This is a genomic window from Rhodococcus sp. LW-XY12 (genome assembly GCF_019317345.1).
Classification (GTDB): domain Bacteria; phylum Actinomycetota; class Actinomycetes; order Mycobacteriales; family Mycobacteriaceae; genus Rhodococcus; species Rhodococcus pyridinivorans.
Map to the genome: position 1 here is coordinate 2860887 of NZ_CP079225.1, position 11637 is coordinate 2872523.

The 11637-nt window shown below is 67.1% G+C and carries 8 protein-coding genes and 1 rRNA gene; all 9 read right to left on the reverse strand.

Translation table 11 applies throughout. From position 1 onward, the window contains the following. Positions 1–194: 194 nt before the first annotated feature. The 9 genes from KXC42_RS13365 to argF all read right to left on the reverse strand — a co-directional run bounded on the left by KXC42_RS13365 (position 195) and on the right by argF (position 11631). Positions 195–1716: ribosomal RNA gene (locus KXC42_RS13365) — 16S ribosomal RNA — on the reverse strand. A gap of 475 nt (positions 1717–2191) precedes the next feature. After that, positions 2192–3469: a tyrosine--tRNA ligase gene (gene tyrS, locus KXC42_RS13370; protein WP_006554820.1), complete on the reverse strand. Its 1278-nt coding sequence runs from the start codon at positions 3467–3469 to the stop codon at positions 2192–2194. Between the two features lie 15 nt (positions 3470–3484). Continuing rightward, positions 3485–4135: a DNA-3-methyladenine glycosylase gene (locus KXC42_RS13375; RefSeq protein ID WP_039584039.1), complete on the reverse strand. Its 651-nt coding sequence runs from the start codon at positions 4133–4135 to the stop codon at positions 3485–3487. Beyond that, positions 4120–4341 carry a Trm112 family protein gene (locus tag KXC42_RS13380; RefSeq protein WP_039584036.1) on the reverse strand — a complete coding sequence of 74 codons (222 nt, stop codon included), beginning with the start codon at positions 4339–4341 and terminating at the stop codon, positions 4120–4122. The genes KXC42_RS13375 and KXC42_RS13380 overlap by 16 nt, the downstream gene beginning before the upstream one ends. Before the next feature lie 39 nt (positions 4342–4380). Further along, positions 4381–7365 carry an AMP-binding protein gene (locus KXC42_RS13385; RefSeq protein WP_219129144.1) on the reverse strand — a complete coding sequence of 995 codons (2985 nt, stop codon included), beginning with the start codon at positions 7363–7365 and terminating at the stop codon, positions 4381–4383. A gap of 153 nt (positions 7366–7518) precedes the next feature. Further along, the gene (gene argH, locus KXC42_RS13390) at positions 7519–8940 is read right to left on the reverse strand and encodes an argininosuccinate lyase (RefSeq protein WP_064852721.1); all 1422 of its coding nucleotides are present in this window, start codon (positions 8938–8940) and stop codon (positions 7519–7521) included. 2 nt (positions 8941–8942) lie between these two features. Further along, positions 8943–10142 carry an argininosuccinate synthase gene (locus KXC42_RS13395; protein ID WP_006554815.1) on the reverse strand — a complete coding sequence of 400 codons (1200 nt, stop codon included), beginning with the start codon at positions 10140–10142 and terminating at the stop codon, positions 8943–8945. 47 nt (positions 10143–10189) lie between these two features. Next, on the reverse strand, positions 10190–10729 hold the full coding sequence (locus tag KXC42_RS13400; protein WP_006554814.1) for an arginine repressor: 540 nt from the start codon (positions 10727–10729) through the stop codon (positions 10190–10192). Then, the gene (argF, locus tag KXC42_RS13405) at positions 10702–11631 is read right to left on the reverse strand and encodes an ornithine carbamoyltransferase (RefSeq protein ID WP_006554813.1); all 930 of its coding nucleotides are present in this window, start codon (positions 11629–11631) and stop codon (positions 10702–10704) included. Before argF ends, KXC42_RS13400 begins: the two co-directional genes overlap by 28 nt. Positions 11632–11637 lie beyond the last annotated feature (6 nt).

Here is an 11637-nt window from a genome sequence, read left to right on the forward strand (position 1 = left end):
CACATTGCGTGTTCTCTCAGGACCCAACAGTGCACCGATATAACCACCGCGACGAGGATCTGTATCCCCGCCATACGCGGTGATGGTTGTCAGCGTTCCACCCATGAGCAACCGTGTCCCACGATCGGGGACAATCGGTCTCTGGCCGCACACCACACCCGACTGTTCGGGGTGTGTGGGCAGATGCTCCTTAGAAAGGAGGTGATCCAGCCGCACCTTCCGGTACGGCTACCTTGTTACGACTTCGTCCCAATCGCCGATCCCACCTTCGACGGCTCCCTCCCACAAGGGGTTAGGCCACCGGCTTCGGGTGTTACCGACTTTCATGACGTGACGGGCGGTGTGTACAAGGCCCGGGAACGTATTCACCGCAGCGTTGCTGATCTGCGATTACTAGCGACTCCGACTTCACGGGGTCGAGTTGCAGACCCCGATCCGAACTGAGACCGGCTTTAAGGGATTCGCTCCACCTCACGGTATCGCAGCCCTCTGTACCGACCATTGTAGCATGTGTGAAGCCCTGGACATAAGGGGCATGATGACTTGACGTCGTCCCCACCTTCCTCCGAGTTGACCCCGGCAGTCTCCTGCGAGTCCCCACCATCACGTGCTGGCAACACAGGACAAGGGTTGCGCTCGTTGCGGGACTTAACCCAACATCTCACGACACGAGCTGACGACAGCCATGCACCACCTGTCTACCGGCCACAAGGGAAACCACATCTCTGCAGTCGTCCGGTACATGTCAAACCCAGGTAAGGTTCTTCGCGTTGCATCGAATTAATCCACATGCTCCGCCGCTTGTGCGGGCCCCCGTCAATTCCTTTGAGTTTTAGCCTTGCGGCCGTACTCCCCAGGCGGGGCGCTTAATGCGTTGGCTACGGCACGGATCCCGTGGAAGGAAACCCACACCTAGCGCCCACCGTTTACGGCGTGGACTACCAGGGTATCTAATCCTGTTCGCTACCCACGCTTTCGCTCCTCAGCGTCAGTTACTGCCCAGAGACCCGCCTTCGCCACCGGTGTTCCTCCTGATATCTGCGCATTTCACCGCTACACCAGGAATTCCAGTCTCCCCTGCAGTACTCGAGTCTGCCCGTATCGCCTGCAAGCCCGCAGTTGAGCTGCGGGATTTCACAGACGACGCGACAAACCGCCTACGAGCTCTTTACGCCCAGTAATTCCGGACAACGCTCGCACCCTACGTATTACCGCGGCTGCTGGCACGTAGTTGGCCGGTGCTTCTTCTCCCACTACCGTCACTTGCGCTTCGTCATGGGTGAAAGAGGTTTACAACCCGAAGGCCGTCATCCCTCACGCGGCGTCGCTGCATCAGGCTTGCGCCCATTGTGCAATATTCCCCACTGCTGCCTCCCGTAGGAGTCTGGGCCGTGTCTCAGTCCCAGTGTGGCCGGTCGCCCTCTCAGGCCGGCTACCCGTCGTCGCCTTGGTAGGCCATTACCCCACCAACAAGCTGATAGGCCGCGGGCTCATCCTGCACCGAAAAACTTTCCACCCCAGAACATGCATCCCGAGGTCATATCCGGTATTAGACCCAGTTTCCCAGGCTTATCCCAGAGTGCAGGGCAGATCACCCACGTGTTACTCACCCGTTCGCCACTAATCCACCCAGCAAGCTGGGCTTCATCGTTCGACTTGCATGTGTTAAGCACGCCGCCAGCGTTCGTCCTGAGCCAGGATCAAACTCTCCGTTGAAGACTCACAATCACCCCGAAGGGGCAATCAGTCAAAGACAAAAGAGTCAAATCACTAGCATAAAAACTCAAACTAGCTCAAACACTGATCATCCCAGACGGAAGAATGAGACGATCAGCAAATACCCACCCCATCGAAAATGATGGAGCGGAGTACCAAAAATATTTGGCACTGACATTCATCGGCACACTGTTGAGTTCTCAAAGAACACGCACACATCATCACGTTACCGGACACCTGTCCGGCTCGCTCCGAGGCAACCGTTCCAAGCTATCACGTCCGATTTCAGGGCCGCAAATCGTTGCTTTCCCGTTCTCTTCTGTGAGAGCCGATCGATGCGACATCGAACATGCCTGTTTCCGAACCTCTCGGTCCGGCGGGCTGTTCGGTGTCGCTCGAACGACGACTAAGTTACGCCGACGCTAACGCGCCGTCAAACCCGCTGGTCAGGGGCTCGCCAGCGTCGGCAAAGGCCTCAGTCGCGGACGACTCGCACACCGGCGAAGTTCCGCTTGCCCCGACGCAGGACGAGCCAGCGTCCGTGCAGCAGCTCTCCGTCGCGCGGGGTCCACTCCTCCGAGGCGATACGGACGTTGTTGACCGACGCGCCGCCTTCCTTGATGGTGCGACGCGCAGCTCCCTTGCTCTCGCACAGCCCCGACGCGACGAGCAGGTCGATGATCGTGTCCGGCTCGCCGGCGCGGAGCTCCGTCACGGATGCCTCGGTCAGGGCGGCCGCGAGCGTGGGCTCGTCCAGCTCGCCCAGCTCGCCTCGCCCGAAGAGGGCGCGGCTGGCCAACTCGACCGCTGCGGTGTTGTGCGCTCCGTGCACGAGCGTGGTCATCTCGGCAGCGAGTCGCTTCTGGGCCTCCCGTGCGTGCGGACGCTCCGTGGTGGCGGTCTCGAGTTCGGCGAGTTCGTCCTTGTCGAGAAAGGTGAACCAGCGCAGGTACTTCATGACGTCGGCGTCGGCAGCGTTGACGAAGTACTGGTACCAGGCGTACGGGCTCGTCATCTCCGGGTCGAGCCACAAGCTGCCACCACCGGTGGACTTGCCGAACTTCTTGCCGTCGGACGAGGTCACGAGCGGGACGGTCAAGGCGTGCACACTCTCGCCGTCGGTACGGCGGTTGAGCTCGACGCCGGCGATGATATTGCCCCACTGATCGGAACCACCGACCTGCAGCGCACATCCGTACTCGCGGCGGAGCTGCACGTAGTCGTTGGCCTGCAGGAGCATGTAGCTGAACTCGGTGTACGAGATGCCGTCACCTTCGAGGCGGCGCTTGACGGTGTCGCGGGCGAGCATCACGTTGATCGAGAAGTGCTTCCCGATGTCGCGCAGGAAGTCGATCGCGGACAGCTTTCCGGTCCAGTCGAGGTTGTTCACGACCACGGCTCCCGTCGGGGAGTCGTCGAAGTCGACGAACCGCTCGAGCTGCCCACGGATCCGCCCTGCCCACTCGGCGACGGTGTCGGCGGAGTTCATGGTGCGCTCCCCCACGTCCCGCGGGTCACCGATCATGCCGGTCGCGCCACCTGCGAGAACGATGGGCCGATGGCCGGCGCGCTGGAAACGCTTGAGTGCGAGGAGCGGAACGAGGTGACCGGCGTGCAGGCTCGGGCCGGTCGGATCGAAACCGGCATAGAGGGTGATCGGACCCTTGTCGAGTTCGCCTCGAAGTGCGTCGAGATCGGTCGATTGCGCGATGAGCCCGCGCCAGGTCAGTTCGTCGAGAATGTGCTCAGTCACCGTTCGATCATCCCATCACGCTCGAGGCGCAGCGGGCGCGCGTGGGCTGCGCCGGTACGCGGAGACCCCGATCGCCCCGGGAACCCACAACCGCCACGGTCTGTCGGCCGCCACGCTGATCCCCACCCGCGGTCCCCGCGCGGCCTCCCCGACCAGCGGTTCGGCCGGGAGTTCCACCCGCACCCGAGCGTCGGAACCATCCACGTCGATGCCGTTGTCGGCCAGATCGAGACCGAGCGAAGCAGCGAGATTGCCCGGACCGCGCGCAAGGTTCGCGAACGGCGTGCCGGACGTGCGCCGGGAACGGACGGCCTGCTCCCCCGCGATCACCTCACCACCGCGCAACAGCACCGCCGCAGCGGTGCCGTCGGGACCGAGGGAGACGTTCGCGCAGAAGTGCAGTCCGTAACTGCGGTAGACGTACAGATGTCCCGCTGGTCCGAACATGACCGAATTGCGCGGGGTCGGTCCGCGGTACGAGTGCGCGGCGGGGTCCGGCCACGGTCCGTCCTCGGGGCCGCCGTAGGCCTCGACCTCCGTCAGCAGGACGGCGGTCTCCCCCACTCGGATGGTTGCTCCGAGCAGCGCTTCGGCGGCCTCGACCGGATCGAGTCTTTCGAGTTCGCCGCGGACGGATCGATGATTGCGGCTCAGTCGGTGCTCCATCCGGCGACACCGCGCGCGGTGAAGTCCTCGTGCTCGGCGTCGCTGACCTCCCGCGCCTCGTCGACGAGGAGGACGGGAATACCGCTCTCGATCGGATACGCCCGCCGCAGTCGCGGGTTGTACAGGACGGCGTCGTCGACGAGAAGCAACGGCCCCTTGTCCTCCGGACAGGCCAGAATGCTCAGCAACGTGGGATCGACAGCCACGGATGTCCTTTCGAAGGGCGGAACCGAACCGGACCCAGGCTACCGCGCCCCGGCGGGCGAACCGGCCGTGCCCGCCTTCCACGCCGTGGCCACGGCTTTGGTGAACCGCTTGTACGTCCCGGTGTCGGGGTTCAGGTACCAGGTACGGACGGTGGGCACGGGCAATCCCTGTTCGCGCAGACGATCGGCGGACGGGCGATAGGACGGGCCCAACGGGATGTCGGGCACGACGTGCACGAGATCGGGTCGCTCGTCGGCCGGGACCGAGTCGAACGCCGCAGTGATCTCCGCGGCCGTCGGTGCACGGTTGCCCCGCAGCGAGCAGCCGGCCACTGCGATGTCGCGACCTCCCACCGAGATGCCGTAGGCGACGGCGAGATCGACACGCGGGATCGCTTCGAGCACGTCCGCCACGCTCTGGGTGAAAACCGGGCCGTGGAAGGTGGGAATCACCGTCCCCCGACTGTCGAGCAGCCAGTAGTCGCCGTCGTCGTCGCGTCGGAACAGGTTGTCGGTGGGCACCCACACGTCGCCCGGTTCGAACACGCCGCGCATCACACCGGTGATTGCCGAGGCTGCGGGACCGGGTCTGCCGAGCAGCAGTCCGACCTCGCCGACCTGCGCTTCCCGCACGAAGCCGCGTTCGTCCTCCACGAGTCGGCCGACGCCGGCGTCGTAGGCAGCGAGGCGCACATCGGCGCTACCGGGCAACGGCCGGCCCTTCGAGCCGATCTTCGAACCGGAGACGTTCGCGAGCACGACGTCGCCCTCGGTCGACGCGTAGAACTCGAGAACCCGGGCGGGCTCGAACCGGTCGAGCGTGCGGCGCCACAGGCCCGGTGGCATGCCGGAACCGATGAACAACCGGATGGGATGGATGGCGTCGATGTGCAGCGACGGGCTGTCGAGCACCTCACGCATCATCGACCAGGTATAGGTGACGACGGTGACGCCGTAGCGGTGCACTTCGTCGCTGAAGAGCGACGGATTCAACCCGCGCGACAGTGCGATACGCGCCCCGCCCGCGAGCGCCCCGCCGAAACTGACCAGCAGACCGGACGAATGATGCAGGGGCGCAAGGCAGTACATGGTGTCACCGCGGCCGAGCGAGGCGGCGGTGGCGGTACCGAAGGCCGACAGCGCCCACCGGTAGTTGGTGACCCGCCGCACCGCGAGCGTGTCGCCACCACCGGAGAACAGGATGAATGCGAGTTCGCGCGCGAGTCCGGGATCGGGGACGTACCAGCCCGGCAGTTGCACGGAGGAGATGTCGAGTCGTTCGAGATCGACGACGTCGGCGCCGGGCTCGACGTCGAGGTCGCGGACGTCGCCGCCGCCGAGGACCAGCACGGGAAGACCGGTCGCGACGGCCGCGTCGAGGTTCTCGGGATCGGCGACGATCTTTTCGACACCGCCCAGTCGCACGGCCTCGGCGATGTCCGGTCCCGGCGGGATGAGGGCGGAGACGGCGCCGAGGCGGGAGATCGCCGCGACCGCCGCCATTGCGCTGGGGCGCACGTCCATGAGGATGCCGACGTGCATCGCGGGACGGATGCCGTTGTCGGCGAGCCCGAGGACGACGTTGTCGATCCGCCGGTTGACGGCCTCGAAGGTGTAGACCCGGTCCTCGAAGATGAAGCACTCCCGCTTCGGCGACTTGCGGCCGATCTCGGCGAGCAGGCCGCCGACGGAGATGCGGGTGCGCGGCTGGATCTGCCCGAGCCGCGCGAGGCGGGGAAGGGCGCGGGCGGCCTCCCCGGTGAGATCGCGTGCGCCGCGGACGGCACCGACCGCGATCCCCGCGAGCCCCTTGCCGAGATCGGTCCCGACGTCGGCGAGCGTTGCGGCCGTGTGCGTGATGCGGGATGCGACCGAGACGCCCGTGCCCTCGTCGGTGGGGTTCGGCACCGCCATCGGCGCGATGCCGACGGGCCGGTCCCCGACGCCCTCGCGCCACTGCACCCATTCCCCGACCGACGGCCACGTCTGCTGGCCGGCGACACTGCCCACGACGAGTCCGAAATGACCTGCGCGCAAGGTGTATTCGTAGACCTCCGCGCGGGGTGCGGCCTTGCGGATGCCGCGCACGGCGAGCGGTTGCCCGATGTCGTCGACCTCGCCGACGACTGCGAGGACGGGACAGGTGATCTCGGCGAGGCTCACGGCCCGGTCATTGATGACGAACCCACCGCTCACCATGCGGTTGTGGGCGATGAACTGGCGCAGTACCTCCGCGACGGCGGGACCGGACCACGCCACCCATCCCTCGGTGTCGAGGAATCGGCGCTGCGGCTCGCGCGGCAGCAGCGCCTCCCGGTCGTGGAGCTGGAGCAGGAAGTCGATGCGCGATCGCAGCGTCTTGACCGGATCGAGCAGCTGGAAGCCGGTGCGCGCCATCCATCCGGTGATCGCGAGGCGGTTGAAGACGTGGTCGGCAAGGAAGTCGGCGGAGTGGGTCGCGACGATCTCCGGGATCCCGAACGGCAGGGCGGCGAGGGTGTCGACCGGGCTGCCGAAGGTGATCAGGCTCGCGATGCCGCGGCTGCGCCGGTAGGCCGCGACCTGATAGCAGAACATGCCGCCCTGCGAGTATCCGCCGAGATGCACGTCGCGACCGGTGTAGGCACGGACGCAGTCGACGACCTCGTCGAGGGCGAGGATGTGATCGGTGAGGGTGCGCTTCCAGCCGCCCTCCTCCTGGTCGGGCGATCCGAAGTCCACGACCCAGGGATCGAGACCCGCTTCGTGGAGGCTGCCGACGGCGCCGGCGTCACGGGTGACGTCGTACACCTCGGCGGACACCATCATCGGTGGTACGAGAACGACGGGGATGCCCGTGGAGGCGGTGTCGGATTCGGGGAAGTACCGGCGGAGCCGGTACATGGAGGTGCGCTCGACGACCTGATAGGGCGACGACGACCGGCCGGGTTCGAGGCCACCGAAGCGCAGGACTTCGAGACCGTTCTGGGCAGTGGCGACGAGCCGTCGCACCGACTCGGTCACTACATCGGCGTCCAGTCCCACGGTCCGTTCCCCTTCTCGACGATGTATCCGCACCGGTCCCCGGCACCTGCGGTTCTACACCGGTACCCGCTGCATGCCGAGAGTATGTGCCAGCCTGCCACACGGCCCTCACCGTCCCGGGCAACTCGGGGTGTGCCCGGGACGGCAGGCGTGTCAGTCGCGAACCCGGTCGCGCAGTTGTGCCGCGGCGTCGCGCACGCGGCCGAGTTGCTCGGCCACCCGCACGCCCGCGGTGCCGCCGCGAGCGTCGCGCGAGGCGATGGAGCCTTCGACGGTGAGCACTTCCCGCACCTGCGGGGTCAGTGCCGGATCTACACCGGCCAGCTCATCGTCTGTGAGGTCCTCGAGGCCGGCTCCGCGGCCTTCGGCGACCCGCACGCACGCCCCGGCCGCCTCGTGGGCGACGCGGAACGGCACACCCTGGCGGACCATCCACTCGGCGATGTCGGTCGCGAGGGTGAATCCGGCGGGTGCGAGCTCGGCCATGCGCTCGGTGTGGAAGGTCAGCGTCGAGACGAGCCCTGCGATCGCCGGGAGCAGCAGCTCGAGCTGTGCGACGGAGTCGAAGACCGGCTCCTTGTCCTCCTGCAGGTCGCGGTTGTAGGCCAACGGCTGCGCTTTGAGCGTGGCCAGCAGACCGGTGAGGTTGCCGATGAGGCGACCGGCCTTACCGCGGGTGAGCTCGGAGACGTCCGGGTTCTTCTTCTGCGGCATGATCGACGACCCGGTCGACCATTCGTCCGCGAGGGTGACGTACCCGAACTCGGGGGTGCTCCACAGGATGATCTCCTCCGCCATGCGGGAGAGGTCGACGGCGATCTGCGCGAACACGAACGCCGCTTCTGCAGCGAAGTCGCGGGAGCTGGTGGCGTCGATCGAGTTGTCCGCCGCCGAGTCGAAGCCCAGGTCGGCCGCAATCGCGTCGGGGTCGAGACCGAGCGACGATCCGGCGAGCGCTCCCGACCCATACGGCGAGACCGCCGCGCGCTTGTCGAAGTCGCGTAACCGGTCGACGTCGCGCAGCAACGGATGCGCATGGGCGAGCAGGTGGTGCGCGAGCAGCACGGGCTGCGCCGCCTGCAGGTGCGTCTTGCCCGGCATGACGGCATCGGGGTGCGCCGCGGCCTGGTCGGCGATCGCATCGACCACATCGAGGACACCGTCGGCGATGCGCCGCGCGCTGTCGCGCAGCCACATGCGGAACAGCGTCGCGACCTGGTCGTTGCGGGAGCGGCCCGCGCGGAGCCGGCCGCCGACCTCGGGGCCGACCCGTTCGATGAGTCCCCGTTCGAGCGCGCCGTGCACGTCCTCGTCGGACTCGGCGGGGCCGAACGCACCGGAGGCCACATCGGCGGCGAGCCGGTCGAGGCCGTCGAGCATCGTGGCGAGGTCGTCGTCGGTGAGGAGTCCGGCACGGTGCAGAACCTTGGCGTGGGCCTGGGAGGCGCGCACGTCGTACGGGGCGAGCGCCCAGTCGAAGTGCGTGGACTTGCTCAGCGCCGCCATGGCGGCGGCCGGTCCGGATGCGAACCGGCCGCCCCACAGGGCACCTTCGTTGGTGCCGTGAGCCGTCATGACTACAGGCCCAGATCGCGCTTCGCGGCGACCTTCGACGACAGGCCGTGGATCTGCACGAAGCCCTTGGCGTTGGACTGGTCGAAGCTGTCACCCTCGTCGTAGGTGGCGAGGTTGAAGTCGTACAGCGACTCGGGGCTGCGACGGCCGTTGACGGTGATGTGTCCGCCGTGGAGCACCATGCGGATGTCGCCGGTGACGCGCTCCTGAGTGTTCTTGATGAAGGCGTCGAGGGCGGTCTTCAGCGGCGAGTACCACAGGCCGTCGTACACCAGCTCGCTCCAGCGCTCCTCGACGCGACGCTTGTAGCGGCCGAGTTCGCGCTCGAGGGTGACGTGCTCGAGTTCCTGGTGCGCGGTGATGAGGGCGATGGCGCCGGGGGCCTCGTAGATCTCGCGGCTCTTGATGCCGACGAGGCGGTCCTCGACCATGTCGAGGCGGCCCACACCCTGAGCGCCGGCGCGACGGTTGAGTTCCTGGATGGCCTCGAGGACGGTGACGTGCTTGCCGTCGATCGCGACGGGGCGACCGGCCTCGAAGCTGATGATCAGCTCGTCGGGGGCCTGCCAGTGGGCGGTGGGGTCCTCGGTGTAGTCGTAGACGTCCTTGGTGGGGGCGTTCCACAGGTCCTCGAGGAAGCCGGTCTCGACGGCGCGGCCCCAGACGTTCTGGTCGATGGAGAACGGCGAACGCTTGGTGACGTTGATGGGCAGGCCGTTCTCCTCGGCGAAGGCGATGGCCTTCTCACGGGTCCAGGCGTAGTCGCGGACCGGTGCGATGACCTGGAGGTCGGGTGCGAGGGCGCCGAAGCCGACCTCGAAGCGGACCTGATCGTTGCCCTTACCGGTGCAGCCGTGGGAGACGACGGTGCCACCGTGCTCGCGGGCGGCCTGCACGATGTGCTTGACGATCAGCGGGCGGCTGATGGCCGAGACGAGCGGGTAGCGATCCATGTAGAGCGCGTTGGCCTGGACGGTGGGCAGGCAGTACTCGTTGGCGAACTCGTCCTTGGCGTCGACGACGATCGATTCGACGGCACCGCAGTCGAGGGCGCGCTGACGCACGACCTCCATGTCCTCGCCACCCTGGCCGAGGTCGATGGCCACGGCGACGACCTCCTTGCCGGTCTCCTTGCCGATCCAGCTGATGGCGACGGAGGTGTCCAGCCCGCCCGAATAGGCGAGTACGACGCGTTCGGCCATTGTCTTTGTGCTCCTTCGTATTTCGACGTGCGTCTATGAGTGGTAGGTCAGGCGAGTGATTCGATTTTCGCGGCCAGTTCGGCTCCCGTCGTCGGTTCGCGGGCGATGACCGCGATGGTGTCGTCGCCGGCGATCGTTCCGACCACCTCGGGTAATGATGCCCGATCGAGTGCACTGGCCAGATAGTGCGCCGCCCCCGGCGGGGTGCGCAGCACGGCGATGTTGCCGCTGGAGTCGGTGGACACCAGCAGTTCGCCGAGCAACCGGGACAGGCGGTCGGTGCCTCCGGTCACGCCGCGCACAGGGCTGCCGTCCTCCGGGACGACGTACACCCCGGCGCCCCCATCGGCCGCGCGGAGCTTGACGGCGCCGAGTTCCTCGAGGTCGCGGGACAGGGTGGCGGTGGACACCTCGATGCTGTCCTCGGCGAGGAGTGCGGCGAGTTCGGTGTGGCTGCGCACCGGGTGCGCGGCGAGGAGTGCGACTATGCGGGCCTGCCGCGCCGCGCGCGTCGGCGCCGTCGCCGCACTGTCCGCATGGTTCGCCGCGGTGCTCACGGTCAGCTCCGGCTCTGCTCGAGCAGCCACACCAGCAGGGCCTTCTGTGCGTGGAGGCGGTTCTCGGCTTCGTCCCACACCACAGACCGCGGTCCGTCGATGACCTCGGCGGTGATCTCCTTGCCGCGGTAGGCCGGCAGGCAGTGCAGCACGATCGCGTCGGTGTCGGCAAGGGAGACGAGGTCGTCGTTCAGCTGGAACGGCCGGAAGGGTGCCTCGCGATCCTTGCCGTCGTCCTCCTGCCCCATCGACACCCAGGTGTCGGTGACGAGCACATCGGCGCCGCTGGCTCCGGTACGCGGGTCGTCGGTGACGGTGACGCTGCCGCCGGTCTCCTCTGCCCGTGCGCGGCTCGCGTCGACGACCTGCGAGTCGGGGGTGAACCCGGCCGGGGACGCGATGGTCACGTGCATGCCGGCGGTGACGCCGCCGAGCATCAGCGAGTGCGCCATGTTGTTGGCGCCGTCGCCGAAGTAGGTCATCCGCAGGCCCGCGGTGGCGCCCTTGTTCTCGCGGATGGTCTGCAGGTCGGCGAGGACCTGGCAGGGGTGGAAAGTGTCGGTGAGCGCGTTGACGACGGGCACGGTCGAGTGCTCGGCGAGCGTCTCGATGCGGTCCTGGCCGTAGGTGCGCCACACGACCGCTTCGGTGAACCGGGAGAACATCCGGGCGGTGTCCTCGAGGGTCTCACCCTTCCCGATCTGGGTGGAGCCGGTGTCGACGACGACGGCGTGCCCGCCGAGTTGGGCGATGCCGGCGTCGAAGGAGAAGCGGGTGCGGGTGGAGGTCTTGTCGAACAGCACGGCGACGCTGAGGGGCCCTTCGAGGGGGCGGCGGGACAGCGGCGCCTTCTTCAGTTCGGCGGCGAGTTCGAGCACCTCGGTCTGTTCGGCCGGGGTGAGGTCGTCGTCGCGCAGGAAATGGCGGAGCACGGGTCG

What these genes read in the sequence shown, in the direction of transcription:
- KXC42_RS13375 (WP_039584039.1), bottom strand. Translation starts at nt 4,135, where the DNA reads ATGGAGCACCGACTGAGCCGCAATCATCGATCCGTCCGCGGCGAACTC.
- argH (WP_064852721.1), bottom strand. Translation starts at nt 8,940, where the DNA reads ATGACGGCTCACGGCACCAACGAAGGTGCCCTGTGGGGCGGCCGGTTC.
- KXC42_RS13395 (WP_006554815.1), bottom strand. Translation starts at nt 10,142, where the DNA reads ATGGCCGAACGCGTCGTACTCGCCTATTCGGGCGGGCTGGACACCTCC.